This window comes from Simiaoa sunii (assembly GCF_014337175.1).
In the GTDB taxonomy this organism is placed as follows: domain Bacteria; phylum Bacillota; class Clostridia; order Lachnospirales; family Lachnospiraceae; genus Acetatifactor; species Acetatifactor intestinalis.
In genome coordinates this window covers 796,868-815,454 of record NZ_CP060633.1, presented here as the reverse complement: position 1 = coordinate 815,454, position 18,587 = coordinate 796,868, and the positions used below count along the sequence as shown (strand labels likewise).

The following is an 18,587-nucleotide window of genomic DNA, read 5'->3' as shown; positions in this document are numbered from 1 at the left end:
CCGCATGCCTGCGGCTTGTTCCGGGTTGCACACTCTCACATGCCCAGTATACGAAAACTCCCCAGGTAAATAGTACTCTATCTTACCTGGGGAGTCAAATCACATTCTGTTATCACAAGATGTTTTAGCACGCGATCGCATACTGTCTCAACAGCTCTTCGAATTTATCATTGTAGCCGTCATAAGATACAGACAATGGCTTCGTGAAATCCAATCCATACACTCCAAGGAATGACTTGGCATCGACTACGTATCTGTTATAGCATATATCAATATCAAAATCACACTTTGAAGCTACATCAACAAAATGCTTCACGTCTTCAGGTGTCAAACGGATCGTCTTTAACATTTCTTGTTCCTTCCTTTCAATAGTAAGTTCGATCGTAAGTAAAATAATACACCAGGTACTTTCCCCTCACATCTGAAATCATTACTATTATAGCCAACCATCCCCAAATGTAAAGCGGTTTTTTTCTTCCAGAAAACGCATATTTTGGGCATTTTTACCACTCTGTTATCATTTTCACAATATATGTCCGCCGTATGGAAAACCTTTTCGGCGTTTTGTATATTTGTTGCGTTACCGCGGTAAAATATAAATCCCAATTTGGCGAAATCTACTGAAATTCCACCATATATTCTTGGAACCTGAGGGGCAGCATATTTCGTTGTAATTCCCTGTTTTCCCGCTCTTTTATAGCTATTGTATGACAAAAGGAGCGGAAAAGTTCCCGGTAATGCAGCTCCGCCGTGGACAGCTTCTCCGTCTCAGACTGTACTCTCTCCCATGCATCCTTCCCCTGCAGCGTATACCATGGTCTCCCGGCGGGATGTACCCCGAACAGATATCGCCCCGCATCAAACAGCAGAAAATCTTCCATGGGAAAACGGTCGGCGAAATGTACCATTAAAAAGGTCAGGATATTGTTCTTCGGTGCGATCTTCGAGTAGAGGATCGTATTCTCCAGTTCCTCAAACCGGGCAAACCCCTTCAGATGATGATACTCATTCCCGGCTGCCCTTGCCAGGCTGAAGGTCTGGTTCACATAGGTGTCTGCAATGGCATCCATAAGATGCCCCGCCGTACACTTCTCAGCCAGTCCCTTCGCAATGGTCCGGTATACCGCCTGTGCCTTCTCCGGCTTCGGCGATGCCAGTGCCAGACACAGGGTCTCATAATCTGTTTCCCCGAATCTGCGCTTTAACGTACGGATCACCTTGATCGTCTTCTCCGGATCCGGTATGACCTCCACCGACTCCGAGAACAGCAGGTTCTCCTCGATGGTGGTGACCATAGTATCCCGGATGATACAGTGATCTTCATAAGTATTATAAATAGCGGTGAAGATTCCCTCCAGCGAATCCTCACAGTGATAAATCTTCATATGATCCGTTTCTCCTCCTGCCGTACCCCGTTCGGGAACATCCCATCATCAAATAAAGTCATCTGCCGGTAACTCATACCGTCGCTTCCGAACCGGATCCGGTCCTTCGGATCCGTCAGATTCCGCACGATATAATCCTCCTCCAGCTTCGTAGGATACATCATCCTGCCGCTGCAGGTAATAAAATACACTGCCCGCTTTAATACCACTCCTAACTTCTTCAGATCCTGAAAAGTCAGCTTCGTACTCCGCCTGGCTGCAAGGATCCGCCTGGCGCTCTTCACGCCAATCCCCGGCACCCGAAGCAGATCCCCATAAGGTGCTCTGTTGATCTCCATCGGAAAACATTCCAGATGCCGCACTGCCCAGTCCTCCTTGGGATCTAACATGACATTAAAATACGGTCTTCTCTCATCCAACAGTTCCTCTGCCCGAAATCCATAAAACCGGAGCAGCCAGTCCGCCTGGTACAGACGGTGTTCCCGCAGAAGCGGTGGTCCTCCCGGAAGCGCCGGCAGGCTTTTGTCCTCGTTGACTTTTACAAACGCAGAATAGAAGACTCTCTTTAACTCAAACTTCTGATACAGGCTCTCCGCCACATTTAAAATCTGATAATCCGTCTCCGGCGTCGCACCAATGATCATCTGGGTAGACTGTCCACCGGATACAAAGTGGGGACTCTTACGGTACAGGATCAGTTCCTCCTTATTCGCATGGATGCCGTTCTGGATCTGCCGCATGGGGGTCAGAATATTCTTCCGGTGCTTATTCGGTGCCAGTGTCCGAAGTCCCTCCGCTGTAGGGAGTTCCAGGTTCACGCTCATACGGTCTGCCAGGTATCCCATCCGCTGCACCAGCTCCGGATCTGCCCCGGGAATCGCCTTCACATGGACATAGCCATTAAAATGGTAGTGATTCCGAAGCAGCCAAATGGTCCGGTATAATAATTCCATGGTAAACGTAGGATCCTGTACAATGCCGGAGCTTAAGAACAGTCCCTCGATATAATTCCGTCGGTAGAACTCCATGGTCAGTGTACAGATCTCCTCCGGGGTAAAAGTGGCTCTGGGGACATCGTTGGACTTCCGGTTCAGGCAATATTTGCAATCGAAGATACATTCATTGGTCATCAATATCTTAAGTAAAGAAATACATCTGCCGTCGGAAGAAAAGCTGTGACAGATCCCTGCCTTCGCACAGTTCCCCATATGCTTCCCGTCTCCCTTACGCTCCACACCGCTGGACGTACATGCTACATCAAAACGAGCTGCATCCGTCAGGATCTCCAGCTTCTGCATGATGGACAATTCCCCATTTTGTATAAGATATTCCAAGTTATCACCGCCTCTTACCAAAAATTTCCAAAATCAGAACATTTGTTCTGTTATGTATCTAAATTAGCACGTACGTTCGATTTTTGCAAGTGGTTATTTTTTCCGAAAAAAGGCTTGCAAAATCATGCGTTTCGCAGTTAAATAATATAGGAGTATTTTGTAACACAAGCCGCCAGGCGGCAGAATGAGAGGTCAGTATGTCAGATATTGTCATACCTAAAAATTATAAGTCTCAGCTGAACCTGTACGAGACACAGGTTGCCATTAAGACAGTGAAGGACTTTTTCCAGGGATTGTTAGCAGAGCGCCTGCACCTGCTGCGCGTATCAGCTCCTTTATTTGTGGATCCCACATCCGGACTGAACGATAACTTAAACGGTGTGGAGCGTCCTGTAAATTTCCATATTGCTGCGCAGGGAGACCGCGAAGCAGAGATCGTACAGTCTCTGGCCAAATGGAAGCGCTATGCCCTGCAGAAGTATGGTTTCAAACCCGGTGAGGGACTCTACACCGACATGAGTGCCATCCGCCAGGATGAGACCACCGACAACATCCACTCTATCTATGTAGATCAATGGGACTGGGAGAAGATCATCACCAGGGATGAACGGAATCTTGAAACTCTGAAGGAGACCGTCCGCACCGTATACAAAGTTCTGCGCAAGACGGAGAAATATATGTCCATCCATTACGATTACATTGAGGAGATCCTTCCTCACGACATCTTCTTCGTAACTACCAGTGAACTGGAGGAAATGTTCCCTGATTATTCTCCGAAGGAACGCGAATACTACATTGCCAAGGCTAAGGGTGCTGTCTGCATCATGCAGATTGGCGAGACCTTAGAGAACGGTAAGCCTCACGATGGTCGTGCCCCGGACTACGATGACTGGTCCCTGAATGCGGATATCGTGGTATATTATCCGGTCCTGGATATCGCTTTGGAGCTGTCCAGCATGGGTATCCGTGTAGACAAAAAGGCTCTGTTAGACCAGTTACAGAAGGCAGGCTGCCCCGAGCGTGCTGAACTTCCTTACCACAAGGCAGTCATTAACGGTGAGCTTCCTCTTACCATCGGCGGTGGTATCGGTCAGTCCCGTATCTGTATGTTCTTCTTAAGAAAAGCTCATATCGGCGAAGTACAGTGTTCTCTGTGGTCCGATGAAGTTATGGAGACTGCAAAGGAGAACGGCTTACAGCTGTTATAAGACATTGAATTCAAACTTCAAAATCCCCGGAAGATGAAAATCTCCCGGGGATCTGTTTTCTGTTTTTATTCAAAAATCACAAATTTCTCATTTTCAAAGGTTTTCTCGTATCCATATGCATCCATGAACTCACCGATCAACAAAAGTTTGGCATTATCCACGATGAGACTCCGTTCTTTTTCCGTGGGCTGTAATGCTTCCAGAACATTCTCTCCCGCTTCCAGATACACGGCATATTTTTTCTCTAACAGTACCACCGGACGATAAGTCGCATCCATATCCATCCGTTCCTGCATCTTATGCATATCCTCTTCCATCTGTGCGATCTGATAGGAATCCAGATCCGGCCAGGGATTGAATGCCGCAGGCATCTGCAGATAATAGGACAAGGCCGGGATCTGACCGTAGAGCAGCACATCCTTTCCCGCAAGTCCTCCGGTATTCACATACTCTGAGATCTCCTGCATCCATCCGGCGCGTTCCTCACTCATCCACACACCCTTCAAAGTCTCGTTATTGGTCACCTGCGCATTGATCTCCTGTACACCGGTGCCTTCGGCAAATACAAAGCTTCTGCCAAACAGTCCCACCTGGATAAAAAATAACAGAAAAAAACCACCAAAGAGACATTTTGCAGGAATCGGGGATATGGTCATCCGCTTCCATCGGAAGCTTCCGGCATATTTGCAGAACCGGTAAAACTGCCAATACATATAAGGCAATGCCAGGAACAGATTATTCATGCTGGGATAAAGCTTATTGTTACTTCCAAGAGAAGTGATCAGTACGATCAGTAAGATCAGTCCGCTGAGCAGCTTTTCCTCCCCCCGTGCGGAAGGCATGAATATCCGCCACAGCGTCACCAGGAGCGTCAGCGTTAAAAACGTTACACCGGGCCAGATAATAGCGCCGTAGTTCGTATATTCCCTAGCGCAGAACCCCTGCCGGTACAGCCAGAATACCATGATCACAGCAAGTACCGCACTTACGACCCATTCCAGGATCCGCAGCGCCTTTTTTATCGTGTCTTTCCCTGCATAAGAATCTCTTACACAAGTTGCGGCGAATTCCAAGAATCCCACCGCTATCATTCCCACAATCAGGAAGACGCACATCCTAAGCTCCCAGTACAGATTCTGGAGATACCAGTCGAACATCCCCAGGATCATGGATGCGGCGGTATAATCCGTTGCTACCTCCGTCATGGAAAACAGCCTCTGAATGCCTCTTACATACTCATCCATGCCATAGCGGATCTGAATGTAACCGAATAATACCAGCAGTGCAGTAAGATACCCCGCCAGGCACATACCGGTATCCTGCAACAGCTTCTTACGAAACCTCCTGCCTGCTGCCTTTTTTCGTGCTTCCCTATTTTCCGTTTCCGCATTTCCCGCAACGTCAACACAATCCTGCGCAATGCTTTTTTGCTCTTCCAGCCAGCAGATGATTCCATATGCCCACACACCTACGATCATCGCCGCTTCCGGCAGATTGGAAAACCTTGCCAGCACGTTACAGCCCAGTGCCACCCCTGCGGCAAACAGTAAACCTCCTTTTCCCCGGGACAGACCCAGATACAGACAGATCACGGAAATCAGGAAAAATATATAGGTCACATAATTATAAAAAGATCCCGTAGGGCACCAGCAAAAGCTTACTGCTGTAAATTCGCCCAAAAAGGCAAGCCCGGCTGGTATCTTCAGCACTTTTGTACAAAAATAATAGCCCAGAACCGCCAGCAGGCTGATACTTAAGCCCGTGTAAAAATTCATGCCGATCAGCGTCTTCGCTCCGGGCAGCAGACTAAGGCAATGTCCGATGACAGTGGTCAGATAAGTGGAAAACAACCACATGGGATCCATATGCCTGGTTCCCATATATTCAAAATTCGCATAGCCGTAGCCGGTATCCCACAGATCCAGCCCCCAGGCAATATGCCGCAGGGGATACAGTACCAGAACAGCCACGAATACGAACTCCCAGAATCGCCTATGACTCTGACCGCCGGTTCCCGCCATTTTATTTTTTACGTTATCTGTCACTATGATACCTCTCTTTTGAACATATTATCTACTGCTTGGATTTTTTCCGTAAGCACACGATAAGGACGAATGTGCAGGAATATCTTATGCAATCCGCCACAGATATTTTTGCGGATAACATCTACCAGAATTCCCAATATAAATACCACGATCACTGCGATGACAGTCCATAAAAGCAACGATACGGCACCGTCTATGCGATCCGAGCCCAGCCACTTCTGCCATGCATAACGCACCCCCAGGTTCTCATGCAACAGATACACCCCTAACGTATAGGGTGCGATCTTCACCGCCACGCTGCCGATCTTCCCCCGGATATCACTGTCCAGGAACAGGCAGAACAGTCCAACGGAAGCTAAGAACGGGAATATATGATTATATTCATAAGGAATCTTCAGAATCAGTTCCAGGCTGCCGGTGCGCTGATAAAATAAATGCAGCAGCATTGCCTCTCCGAAAGTTCCGATGACGCCGATCAGATACAGCAGCAGCGCCCGGGATTTTTTCTGTAAAAAAGGAATTCCGAATCTGCGAAGATAAGCGGCTGCACAAAACACGCACAGATACCAGATGCAGTCATATCCTTTGCTGTCCTCCTCCAACCGGAAGGGCAGAATGGATTTTATCAGACAAAATGCAGCAAATAACAGCACCAGGGTCACCTGAAACTGCTGCTTCGTCATCCGTCTGAGCCCGATTCCCACGAAGGGTAACAGGATATATAAAAATACATACGCTGTCAGGAACCAGTAATGCCCCATGGTCACCGGGAACAATAATGTCAGATAATAATGCGTACTCACTTCCGCCGCGGGAACGATCCCTGTCACCACCGCCAGCACACCGATGCCCACAGAATACAGCCACAGCTGCAGCCACAACGTAAGCAGCCTGCTCAGTTTAAAAGAGCTTTCGCATAAAAAGTATCCACTGATCATCATATACACATTCACGGCTACAATGCAGAATGCTTCCAACAGCCAGGCTGCCATATCCTGCACTGATAAAGGCGCTGTCAGATCCGGCAGCAGTCCTCCCTTGCCCTGATAGTGCAGCACCACGACCATCATCATTGCCACACAGCGCAATACTTCCAGATTTGCCATACGTTCTTTTTTCTGCATATCGATTCCTGTTTCCTTCCTGACATTGCTTCGTGCTACGCACTCCCACAATCCTACCCAAGGTCTTTCGCCCACTTATGAGCAAGCTCATGTGGGCTTAGACCTTTTGACCCTGGTATCATCATTATATTACTTTGTAACATATTATGTAAAGCAAAAGCGCTCCTGCCTATTAAAACCTATGAAAGAGGCTCATTTTAAGAAATCGTTTTCACATTAATGTAGATATTTGGACAAAACTTTGGTAAAATGTATCCATTAATACTAAATCTGCATCGGAGGTGTCTATTTTGACAAAAAATACTAAGAAAAACCCTATCCCTCTCTGGAATCGGATACGCTTTAAGCTGATCTTCGCTTTTCTGATCCCCGTGGTCTTTATCATTGTCTTAGGTCTCGTATCCTATCAGAAGGCTACCACACAGATCATCTCAACCTACCGCGACTCCGTGGACCAGACCGTCAGCATGATGAATCAGTACCTGACGCTTTCTTTTGACACGGTCCAGTCCAACTACAAGGGATATATGAATGAAGATACCCTGAAGAAATATCTGAACGGTCTGTATGATAGCGATGCCACTACCTTGTACAATACTCCAAACACCTATGAAGATACCTTTATCAAAGCTGTGACCACGGATGCCCTGCTCTCCAATATTTACGTGCTCTCTGACAAGGAGAAGACGATCTCTACCACGAAAACGAAGGAGACCGGTCTCTTAAGTGCGTACCTTGAAAGCTCTCAGGGTCAGATCTTATCCGCGGACAAGGCAAAATATTACCTTTTTGGCAACCAGTCCGAGGTCGATGCAAAGCTTGGCACGGATTCCTCCAAATACAGTGTCCGCCTCGCCAGATATTTCTCCAATGCTCCGGCGATCCTGATCATTGATTTCAAACCGAGTGTCCTGGATACCTCCTTATCCTCCCTGGATGGCGGCGAGGGCAGTCTCGTAGGCTTTGTCACCTGCGATGGCACCGAATACCTCTCCTCTAGCTCCGATACGGCAGCAGAAAATACCTTTATCGGCAAATCCTATGTAGATGAGGCATTTGCCTCTGAGGAAGAGAACGGCTCCTCCTATGTGGAAGAGGCAGGCGCAGAATATCTCTTCCTCTATTCCAAGATCGGTGCCCGTAATGCCATGATCTGTGCCCTGATCCCTCAGGCAAATATCATCGGTCAGACAGCGGAGATTAAAAATGTGTCTCTGATCCTTGTCGTTGCAGCAAGTGCTGTGGCGATCTTACTGGGGTCTCTGCTGGCCGGGCAGTATGGCGGCTCCATCTACTATTTTATCCGCCGCCTGAAAAAAGTCTCTGACGGAGATCTGACGATTGAAGTCCACTCCAAGCGCAATGATGAATTCCAGCTATTAGCTGATGGCATCTGTGATATGATCGCACACATGAAGAAGCTGGTATCCGGGCTGAAGGATGTCAATGAAGAATTATCCCGGGCTGCCACCGATATGTCTGCGGCTTCCTCACATTTCCTGGCGACCTCCCAGGATATCCAGAATCAGGTAGGTGAAATGCGCCAGGGTATTGAAAAACTGGATGAAAGCTCTGAGGACTGCCTGCAGCAGATGGACTCTCTGTCCGACACCATCGGCAACGTATCCTCACATTCTGACCAGATCAGTGCGCTTGCCACCGGCACCACCGCTGCGATCCATACCGGTATCGAATCCGTGGAGCATCTGAAGGAGAACACCTCTTCCACCATGCAGATCACCTCCAACATCGTAGATACCATCGGCAGGCTGAACGAGAAATCCAAAGCCATCGGTTCCATTACCGAAGCCATTAATGAGATTGCAGAGCAGACCAACCTCCTGTCTCTTAACGCTTCCATAGAAGCTGCCAGAGCCGGGGAATCCGGAAGAGGCTTCGCAGTGGTCGCTCAGGAGATCCAGAAGCTGGCGGATCAGTCCCTGCACTCCTCCGGCGAGATCTCCCGGATCATCGAAGAGATTGAGATTACCACTGACGAAGCTACGCAGGTTGCCAGACAGGCCGAGGGCATTGTAGCGGATCAGAACCAGTCCGTTGGCAGTACCACAGACTCCTTCCGTGAGATAGATTCCAAGGTAACAGAGCTTCTGAAATTCCTGCAGCAGATCAATGCAGGCGTGACGGAAATGGAGCACCAGCGCAGCACTACTCTGTCCGCCATCTCCGGTATCTCCGCAGTATCCGCAGAAACTGCTGCCGGGTCCTCCAATGTACAGACTGCTGCCGAAAAACAGCTGCAGGCCATTCAGGATCTGGACAAAGCCACTTCCGCACTGGCAGCCCGCTCAGAAGAGCTGACTACGATTCTGGAAGGTTTCATTGTATAGAAATGGCTATACACCCTGGAGAAAATATGTTATACTGATAACATCTTTTGACGAAGAAATTCTTAGGAAAATACATATAGAGAGGTAATCTTATGAGCAAAAAAAGAGTTGTCGTATCTCTGGGACATGATGCCTTGGGCTATACCACTACCGAGCAGTGGGATGCGGTAAAAGTAACCGCCAAGGCACTGGCAGATCTGGTGGAGGCAGATTATCAGCTGACGATCACCCACAGTAACGGTCCGCAGGTCAGCATGATCCATAAGGCCATGACCGAGTTACGCCGTGTGTACATCGACTATACCCCAGCACCTATGTGTGTCTGCTCCGCTATGAGCCAGGGTTATGTAGGCTATGATATCCAGAACTCTCTTCGTGCCGAGCTTCTGGACCGCGGGATCTCCAAGCCTGTCAGCACCATCCTCACCCAGGTCACGGTAGATCCTTATGATGAGGCTTTCTATGAGCCCACCAAAGTCATTGGTCGTTACATGTCCAAGGAAGATGCTGAGATTGAAGTAAAGAAGGGCAATTATGTCAAGGAAGATCCCGGCAAGGGCTTCCGCCGTGTCGTTGCTGCCCCCAAGCCTATCGATATCGTAGAGATCGAAGCCATCCGTGCGCTGGCAGCCGCAGATCAGGTAGTTATCGCCTGTGGCGGCGGCGGAATCCCCGTGATCGAGCAGAAGCATGCGCTGAAGGGTGCTTCCGCAGTCATCGAGAAGGATGCCATCGCCGGTAAGCTTGCTTCCGACCTAAGCTGTGACGAGCTGATCATCCTGACCACAGTTCCCTATGTCTATAAGAATTTCGGTAAGGAGGATCAGGCAGCACTGGAGACTCTCACCGTAGCAGAAGCAAAGGATCTGATCGCAGCAGGACAGTTCGAGGAAGGCACCATGCTTCCCAAGATTGAAGCAGCTATCTCTTATCTGGAGAAGGTTCCTGCCGGCAAAGTACTGATCACCTCCATGGATCATGTCAAGGATGCCATTAAGGGCAAGGCAGGCACTGTGATCACCGCATAATTTCATTCGTATGTAAAAGGAGATATCCATTATGGATATCTCCTTTCAGACTGTAGACAAAACGCTTTGGGTCAGCACTCCAGAAGCCAAACGTAGAGAAATGGGGAACCTTGTCCATCATTTCCAGACCGAGGAACCATCGGTATGCGACATTGACTTCGATTTCTTTTACTGTCTGGCGCATACTTCGGATGCCGTACAGATACTGGATGAATGGAATTTTAATGAGCATGACCGGATCCATGCTGGGGCGGCCATTGTCTGCACTGTATTTATCGATCACAAGATCTTAGATAAAACTCCAGTCGATTGTCTGGTCAATCAGGCGCAGCAGATTGTGTCATCATAGGAAACACCGCCTTTATTTTGATACTTTCATTATACCAAAAAAGTAGTGAAAAGTCCCGTAAATACGGCATTTTCACTACTTCTTATATGCTTGTAAGTACATAATTTTTGCAGTCATGACACAAGAAAAGCTCCCTCACAGGAAGGAGCTTTGTCTACAGTCTGAGCCTGAGGCTTCTTTAGAAGCACTCAGGCTTTATCATTCTGAAAACTAGATCTGGAACTGATGCATCAGCTGTAACATAGTATGTACCTGCGCGGACTGTTCTTCGCTGACAGCGGCGGTCTCCTGAGAAGATGCGGAGTTGTTGTCCACGATTCCGGCCACATGAGCGATGTTTTCATCGATCTGCTGGACGCTGGACACTTCAGCCTGAAGGGCCTGTGCCATATCAACCATACGCTTGGTAGAAGCCTCGGCTTCTTCCATTACCTGATCCATGCTAGCTTCGGTTTCTTCTGCAATGGCGATTCCCTTGTTGACAGCATCGATGGTGCTCTCGATCAGCTTTGTGGTCTCTCCGGCAGCCTCGGTGGACTGTTCCGCCAGATTCTTGACCTGCTCGGCTACGACAGCAAATCCGCGGCCTGCTTCTCCGGCACGGGCAGCCTCGATGGAGGCATTCAGTGACAGGAGGTTGGTCTGGGAAGCGATATCCTCAATGACCTGAATGATAGAACGAATCTCCTCGGAACATTTACTGATCTCACCGATTGCGACTTTCAGTTCCTGCATCTTGGCATTGCCATCAGCAACCGTCTGTGCGGACTGCTTGGAGATATCTGCGGTCTCCTGTGCAACTCTGGCTTTTTCTTCAATACTCTTTGCCATAGCGTCGATCATCTGGGATGCTTCGGAAATCTTGGAGGCCTGTGCGGTACAGCCTTCTGCCAGATCGGTAGCTGCCTGTGCCAGCTGCTCGGAACCACCATCGATCTCCTGTGCGCTGACCTGAATGGTGGACAGTGTCTTCTTCATATCGGCAATGATCTTCACCATGGAATCCTTGATCTGTACAAAGTCACCGACATACTCTTCCGTAGGCTCTACACGGTAATTGCCCTGACCCATCTGACCTAAGATCTCGGAAATCTCGGTAATCATCTTGGTAAAGTTGTCGTTCATGAAATGAACGGCCTGAACCATGATGCCGACTTCACTGTCATCCTCCGGCAGATCCAGACGGCTGTCAAAATGTCCCTGCGCAAGTACTTTCATCTGCTCGGATACTTTTACAATGGGAATCAGCAGTTCCTGTTTTGCAAAGGTCAGTATGGTGACAATCTTGCGGGCAATGGTCAGGAAGCAGAGAATGAAAATCACCATGGTAGTGATCATTATCAGATTCAGAGTATTTTGCTTCTGAGCCATACGTGCCTGGATATCATTGATACAATTATCTGTGGTTGCAGTGATCTCCTGTACGGTAGATTCATATTCCTCACCAAATACATAAGAAATAGCTGCTTGTGTATCTCCGGAACCGGCCTTATCCATGGCTTCTTCTTCCAGAGGAACCAGACCGTTGGACATTTCAGCAATATGGTTTAACAGTGCCCATTCATTGTCGGTCAGACCGTCTTTCTGAAGACCTTCCCAGGCAATGTCACGATTTTTATCCTCGTTTAATTCCTTCATATAATTGTCATAGTAGGTCTGGTCTCCGGTGACTGCGTAAGACTGTACGGCAGCGGTCAGCGTCTTGGAACCCATACGATACTGGTTCAGATACATGGTAGCTTCCAGCTGCTGGGAATTGATCCGGCTCAGATACATGTTGGATCCGATGAACAGGATCAGCATAACGATGCTGATGATCAGTATCCGATAGGTTGATCTTGTGTTTTGCTGCAGCATGGCAGACTGACTGGTTACTTTGCTTTGCTTTTTCATTTGAAATATAACCTCTTTTCTGTAATACATGGTGAACTGATGTGTTACGAAAAATCTTTTCCTACAGTATACTACAATTATCGGAATTATACAAATCTTGCACCTTTAAAAATACAGCAAAAACGCGTAAAATTATTTATACGAACCATCAGTGACGACTTGCACCCTATACAGGAAGATGGTACTATAAAAAGTAAGAGGCATGATTCGGAAAAGAGAAGATAACGATAAATAAACAGACTGTAGACAAAGCTCCCTCACAGGAAGGAGCTTTGTCTACAGTCTGAAAGGAGATATCCATTATGGATATCTCCTTTTTATTCTAACGGCCAGATTTCCCGGTCGAATGTTTCCTTCAGTTTTCCGCAAATGATCCAAAGTGCCTTACAAACTTTTCTCGGTACTGCGATTTCACCCTGATATGCCTTTTCAATAATGTCCACGATTCGTATACAGGTAATATCATCTATTCCCGTGTTCAACTGTGTATCAATGATTGGCTGGAGATTCATTTCATCTGTCGCAAACACCGGAATTCCGGTTGCCTTTGCATACGCCAGAGAACATACTTCTCCCTTATTTTTATTAGGTCTGCGTGGATCTATCATCACTTTGGCAAGATTTTCATAAGTTGCAGCATACACTGCCTTATCTGCCATTTTAAGATTACATTCATTTACAAGGACTACTTTTCCTTCTGCAATAAGTTCATTTAACTGCTGTATGGCACTGGAGGGCATCATAACCTCCCCCTGTGCATGCGTATGCATATAGATATGTGCCGCAACCATCGGTAAAATATCATAAAGATAGCGATATTAGGAATCCTTCTTTTTTATTCCCAGATCCGCCGGAATCAGATTACTGAATTCTAATAAATATTCCAGCTTTTCATAAGTGATATATCCCTTTTCATAAGCTTCCACCGCAAGTTCCGTGAGATTATCCAATGTTACCCGCTCATCTGCCGCCTGTTTTGGAATAGAATATTTTTTGGAATATATCTCAATGTTTTCTTCTGTCTCGTTTAAAAAGATTATCTGCTGTGCCTGTGTAATCCGTCTGATCTCATACAGTCTTTTTACCATGGTTCGGTAAGGAACAGTAAATAAAGCGGCCAATTGCAAAATGTTTTTAATTGTAATTTCCTGTATCTGATAAAGTTCAATTTCCTGGCAAAGCAACTGCTCACTCACCAAAAATTCTGCTGCAAACCGATTTGCCTTTTTTTCATTCACTTCTTTGTTCTGTTCATTTAATAAATCTGCCGGTAAAATATCAGGATTTTGTTCAAACCAGATGTGGTATAACTCATGCGCTGCCGCAAAGACTTGACGATCCATAGAAATAGACGAATTAATAGCTACAAAAGGCTTTTCCAGAGCTGCATCGTCTCTGGAACCGCTGATTCGGGTAAATCCCCATGGAGCCTCCTGTCCCAGGGGATAATAGATTACCCGTGCATACATACTTAGTATGGAAAAAATCTGTGTTCCGATAATATCATTCGTTTTACTGCAAAGTCCCAACTTTTCCTTTGCAAGATTCTTGATCTCTCTTACTTCCAGTTCATTCAATTCATTTGTCATGTAATACCCCTTCCAACATATGGATTTCATCAATCGCTTCTCTGATCCGGTTGATCTTTTGTAATGTATCCTCATCCTGTACCGTTCCCATAAAGCTTAAGCTGTCAGGTGCAGTGTTCGTATCTCTTACCATCAATAAATCATCCGCCGAAACTCCCAGTATCTGTGCTATCTCTGCAATTTCCTTTACATTAATAGCTTTATTCCCCTTTATAATCTTGTTCACGACTTGTTTGGAAATTCCCAATGCCTCCGCAAGATTTTGTTGTGTCATACCTCTCTCATCCAAAAGATGCTGTATATTCTCTCCGACCTGTGCAAATTCCATAGCATACATAGTCTCAACCTCCGTTTCCATTATAAGTATAACAAGTTCCGCGGAAAGAATCAACATTTCATTTACTTATATCGAATTTCATCTTTCATTTCGTTGATTTTGAGTTTTTACTTATACTTTTCTAGATAGAAGGAATACAGGATCCGCTCCTTCACGGGCATCTGCATCAGCTTCGTCAACGCTTCCTCATAGTACTGAATCTGGACGTTGTAGCGGTTCCAGAGAGCTTCCAGGGAGTCGATCACATCGGTCTTGTAGTCCAGCAGAACAATCTCACCATCTTCTATGAAAAAGACATCGATAATACCCTGAATGAGCACCTTTTCTCCCTCGGGCAGATCCGGATCCAGGCGTTTCGCATCAATGCCCAGCACAAAGGGCTGCTCTCTGTATAGAAGCCCCTGTTCCTGCGCACGCCACATGCGGTATGCCAGCTCCTGCTCCAGGAAATTGAGGATCTTCGGCAGACTGACTGCTTTGGCATATTCCTCTGTCAGGCGTAAAGATATCGTTTCCCGCTGTAAGAATTCTTCCAGTCGGTTCTGTAACCGATTCTTGTCCAGTCCTCTGCGATATTCCTCATAGTTGTTCGGACATCCGGTGAACAGCCCGGATTCTGTGAATAGATATGTGAAATCCAGAAGCTCCATGGTACGGTGAAACGCATTACCGCGCACTGCACCGCTGACCTTCTCCTGCTCTCTGCGGAATCCCGGGATATAGGGAACCACTTCTTTTTCTTCAAAGGTATGGAATGCCGCCTCGTCCTTTTCCGCCATGGCTGCGATCTTTAACTCTGACACTGTTGTCTTGGTATACAGCTTTTGTAACCCGGGATGTGGATATTGATAAGCAAAACGCTCCCGCAGATGCATAAGCTTCCGCTCATTTTCTTCCGGGTCCCCGGTCAAAGGTGTCTCTCCACAGGCTATCAGCCGCAGCTGTTCTCTGCGATCGCCCATGCGCAGCTGCTCTCCGAGTTCCTCTGCCGCCAGATCCTCCGTTCTCAGTGTTTTCACCGCAATTCCCGTCTGCGGCAGGATCGGCAGCAGGAAATCCATATAACTTCCCGCCTCGCAGAAATCCAGATACGTCAGCTTCTCCTGTCCGGTCATCTGGGACAGTTCCCATTTTTCCTCCGCTTTCTCCAGTACGGAAGTTAAGATCAGCTTTTCTCTGGCACGGGTCAGTGCCACATAGAGCACACGTAATTCCTCCGCCAGATTATCTTCCTTCATTTTTGCAGACAGGATTGCCCGGCGGAGAGTCTTATTTTTAATACGCCGTACGGAATCTACATAATCCACCGCAACTCCCAGATCCATGTCCACGATGAGGGATTGGTTCGCATCCTGCATGTTGAAGCGTTTCGACAGTCCGGAGACAAATACCACCGGGAATTCCAGTCCCTTACTTTTGTGGATACTCATGATCCTGACCACATCGGCATTTTCATCCAGGGTGTCTGCCTCACCATAATCCACGTCATATTTTTCCAGCTGCTCCATGTAACGGATAAAGTGGAACAGTCCGAAATAACTGGTCTTCTCGAAAGCGGATGCCTTCGTAAGCAGCATCTCCACATTTGCACGCCGCTTGCTGCCGGTGGGAAGTGCCGTCACATAATTCAGATAATCATAATCGTCCAGGATCCGCTGCAACAGGTCACGGATCGAGGTGAAAGGAGTCAGGTCACGGTAGTGGCCAATCCGTTGTAAGAAGGTATCTGCCTTTTGTGAAAGCTCTGCTTCTTCACCGGCGCTTTCGCCCGCTGATATCTCTTCTCCCTCTTCCACCGTCCGGCCGCTCTGTGCCACTTCCTTCAGTGCCTCATACAGTGTCATCCGTTTTCTGGAATGCCCTTCCCCGCCACTGCGGATCTGCGCGATCTCTTCCTGGGTGAATCCACCAAAGACGGACTGCATCACGCCAAACAGCGGGATATCCTGCCTTGGATTGTCCAGCACCCGTAAAAACTGCAACAGCTCCTGCACCTCCAGCGCCCCGAAATATCCGGTCTTAGATGTGATGTAGACAGGGATTCCCTGCTGTTCCAGTATCTTTTTGAATTCTTCGTCCCAGCCGCTGGTGGTGCGAAGCAGGATGACCATATCCGAATATCGCACCGGGCGAAGTTCTCCCGTGGATTTCTCCATCACCTGCAGACTGCCCTTCAGCTGTTTTATACGGGCGGCAATGGCGAGCGCTTCCAACTGTCGTACATTATCGTAATCCACAAGGACTCCCGCACCCTCGGCATGCTGCTCTCCGATGCCGCTCTCTTCGCGCTCTCCCTTTTCCGGCTTGCGGATCAGTAGCAGTTCGCTGCCGTAGGCGGGATCCTCCTGTGCAGGATACACTGCTCCGGGATACAGTGCCGCCTTGTCATCATAGGCGATCCCGCCGATCTCCCTGCTCATGATCCGGGAAAATACATCGTTTACCGCATCCACCACCTGGATACGGCTTCGGAAGTTCTGTGCCAGATCGATCCGGCACAGATCTCCGGTCTCCTGATAGATATCGTATTTTTCCAGGAAAAGCTCCGGTCTCGCCAGACGGAATTTATAGATGCTCTGCTTTACATCACCTACCATGAAGCGGTTGTAACGACCCTCTTCTTCCCCGGAGATAGCGCTTAACAGATACTCCTGCACCAGGTTACTGTCCTGGTACTCATCAATAAGGATCTCCTGAAAATACTGGCGGTACTCCATTGCAACGTCACTTGGCACAATACGATATTTCGTTTCGGCGTGATCCGTTCCTGTGCCGCCGGTTTCTTCCACTTTTTCCCGCTTTAACAGGATCTGCAGCGCATAATGCTCCATATCGGAAAAGTCGATCAGATGTCTCTCCTGCTTGGCTGCGAGAAGCCTTCTGTCGAATTCCAGTACCAGGTCAAGCAGTATTCGCAGCGGCTCTCTGCAGGCTTTTCCCTGCTCCACCGCCAGTTCTAACGGGGTCTTAAAATAGCTCTCTGAAAGGTCACTTAAGGTATCCTTCACACTGTTTCGAATTGCTTTGGCAAGTTCGCGTTTGGCAGGATCCACACTGTCATCCTTCTTGGAAGGAAGGCGTCCAAATGTCACCGTAGGAACTTTGGCCGCCTGTTCCTCCAGGTCCTTACAGGATGTCAGTCTCTCCAGCTGCTCGATCTCTGCCTCCGTCAGTTCTCCGTACATATACGGGCCGTCCGGTAGTTCACACAGCCGCTTTACTTCCCGCAGTTTTTCCAGGCATCCCTCCACGGTACGGTTCACCCGTTCCGTCAGATATTGTCCGTAATCGCTGTGAACCAGTGCTTCCATATCTCCTGCGGCATAGTCATTTTTGCGCTCCTCCAGCCATTCCGCAGGCCAGGGAAAACTTCCCGCATACCGGGACAGATTCAGAATATGCTGCTCCAGCACGCTCTCCCTGCCTCCCGGGCAGAAATACTCCACACAGGCGTGGAACTGTTCCGGGGCTTCCGGGACAAATTTCCCGGCATAGGCATCCTCTAAAAGCTGCGCCAGTACTTCCTGCTGAAGCAGCTTGATCTCTCCCTCATCCGCCACGCGGAAATCCGGATCCAGTCCGATCTCATTGAAATGGTTCCGGATCAGGAACAGGCTGAAGCTGTCAATGGTTGTGATCTGTGCATTATGTAACAGCGCAGACTGCTTCTGGATATGCTCGTTGCCGGGATCCGCCTCCAGTCTGGCAATGATGCCCGCGGCGATCCGTTCTCTCATTTCCGCTGCAGCGGCATTGGTAAATGTCACGATCAGTAATCTGTCAATATCCGCCGGATGTTCTCCGTCACAGATCATGCGGATGATACGTTCCACCAGCACTGCTGTCTTACCGCTTCCCGCGGCCGCCGATACCAGAATATTACTGTTATGCAGTTCGATCACTCTTTGCTGTTCCGGGGTGAATTTCATTCCCATACGCTACCTCTG

General features: G+C 48.1%; 13 protein-coding genes and 1 pseudogene. 3 read left to right on the top strand and 11 right to left on the bottom strand.

What is annotated here, in order from left to right:
* Window positions 1-124 precede the first annotated feature (124 nt).
* The 3 genes from H9Q77_RS03840 to H9Q77_RS03830 form a co-directional block, all read right to left on the bottom strand.
* Window positions 125-349 (bottom strand): HPr family phosphocarrier protein, encoded by a 225-nt coding sequence (locus tag H9Q77_RS03840; protein WP_118546804.1) that lies wholly within the window; start codon window positions 347-349, stop codon window positions 125-127.
* A 268-nt stretch (window positions 350-617) separates the two neighbouring features.
* Complete coding sequence (locus H9Q77_RS03835) at window positions 618-1,385, bottom strand: TIGR03915 family putative DNA repair protein (RefSeq protein WP_249326582.1); 768 nt, start codon at window positions 1,383-1,385, stop codon at window positions 618-620.
* A complete protein-coding gene (locus H9Q77_RS03830; protein ID WP_148446526.1) occupies window positions 1,382-2,683 on the bottom strand; it encodes a putative DNA modification/repair radical SAM protein in 1,302 nt (433 codons plus the stop codon). Before H9Q77_RS03830 ends, H9Q77_RS03835 begins: the two co-directional genes overlap by 4 nt.
* 233 nt (window positions 2,684-2,916) lie before the next feature.
* Here H9Q77_RS03830 and asnA point away from each other — a divergent pair, with 233 nt between their 5' ends.
* Entirely contained in the window at window positions 2,917-3,927 is a 1,011-nt protein-coding gene (gene asnA, locus H9Q77_RS03825) for an aspartate--ammonia ligase (protein WP_118551500.1), read from the top strand.
* 65 nt (window positions 3,928-3,992) lie between these two features.
* Here the strand turns inward: asnA and H9Q77_RS03820 are convergent, their stop codons facing one another.
* Window positions 3,993-5,972 (bottom strand): hypothetical protein, encoded by a 1,980-nt coding sequence (locus H9Q77_RS03820; protein ID WP_249326581.1) that lies wholly within the window; start codon window positions 5,970-5,972, stop codon window positions 3,993-3,995.
* Window positions 5,972-7,096, bottom strand: coding sequence for an acyltransferase (locus tag H9Q77_RS03815; protein ID WP_249326580.1), 1,125 nt, complete (start codon window positions 7,094-7,096; stop codon window positions 5,972-5,974). The genes H9Q77_RS03820 and H9Q77_RS03815 overlap by 1 nt, the downstream gene beginning before the upstream one ends.
* Before the next feature lie 290 nt (window positions 7,097-7,386).
* Between H9Q77_RS03815 and H9Q77_RS03810 the strand changes: the two genes are divergently transcribed.
* On the top strand, window positions 7,387-9,444 hold the full coding sequence (locus H9Q77_RS03810) for a methyl-accepting chemotaxis protein (RefSeq protein ID WP_118551494.1): 2,058 nt from the start codon (window positions 7,387-7,389) through the stop codon (window positions 9,442-9,444).
* A gap of 92 nt (window positions 9,445-9,536) precedes the next feature.
* Complete coding sequence (gene arcC / locus H9Q77_RS03805) at window positions 9,537-10,472, top strand: carbamate kinase (RefSeq protein WP_118551492.1); 936 nt, start codon at window positions 9,537-9,539, stop codon at window positions 10,470-10,472.
* Between the two features lie 85 nt (window positions 10,473-10,557).
* Here arcC and H9Q77_RS03800 read toward each other — a convergent pair.
* The 6 genes and pseudogenes from H9Q77_RS03800 to addA form a co-directional block, all read right to left on the bottom strand.
* Window positions 10,558-10,809 (bottom strand): annotated as a pseudogene (locus H9Q77_RS03800) (transposase); the annotation flags it as partial.
* A 222-nt stretch (window positions 10,810-11,031) separates the two neighbouring features.
* Complete coding sequence (locus H9Q77_RS03795) at window positions 11,032-12,714, bottom strand: methyl-accepting chemotaxis protein (RefSeq protein WP_118551490.1); 1,683 nt, start codon at window positions 12,712-12,714, stop codon at window positions 11,032-11,034.
* 317 nt (window positions 12,715-13,031) lie between these two features.
* Window positions 13,032-13,457 (bottom strand): hypothetical protein, encoded by a 426-nt coding sequence (locus H9Q77_RS03790; protein WP_147366180.1) that lies wholly within the window; start codon window positions 13,455-13,457, stop codon window positions 13,032-13,034.
* A 75-nt stretch (window positions 13,458-13,532) separates the two neighbouring features.
* Window positions 13,533-14,303 (bottom strand): ImmA/IrrE family metallo-endopeptidase, encoded by a 771-nt coding sequence (locus H9Q77_RS03785; RefSeq protein ID WP_249326579.1) that lies wholly within the window; start codon window positions 14,301-14,303, stop codon window positions 13,533-13,535.
* Window positions 14,293-14,640, bottom strand: a complete 348-nt coding sequence (locus tag H9Q77_RS03780; RefSeq protein WP_249326578.1) for a helix-turn-helix domain-containing protein — start codon at window positions 14,638-14,640, stop codon at window positions 14,293-14,295. Before H9Q77_RS03780 ends, H9Q77_RS03785 begins: the two co-directional genes overlap by 11 nt.
* A gap of 107 nt (window positions 14,641-14,747) precedes the next feature.
* Window positions 14,748-18,575, bottom strand: a complete 3,828-nt coding sequence (gene addA, locus H9Q77_RS03775) for a helicase-exonuclease AddAB subunit AddA (RefSeq protein ID WP_249326577.1) — start codon at window positions 18,573-18,575, stop codon at window positions 14,748-14,750.
* Window positions 18,576-18,587: the final 12 nt, after the last annotated feature.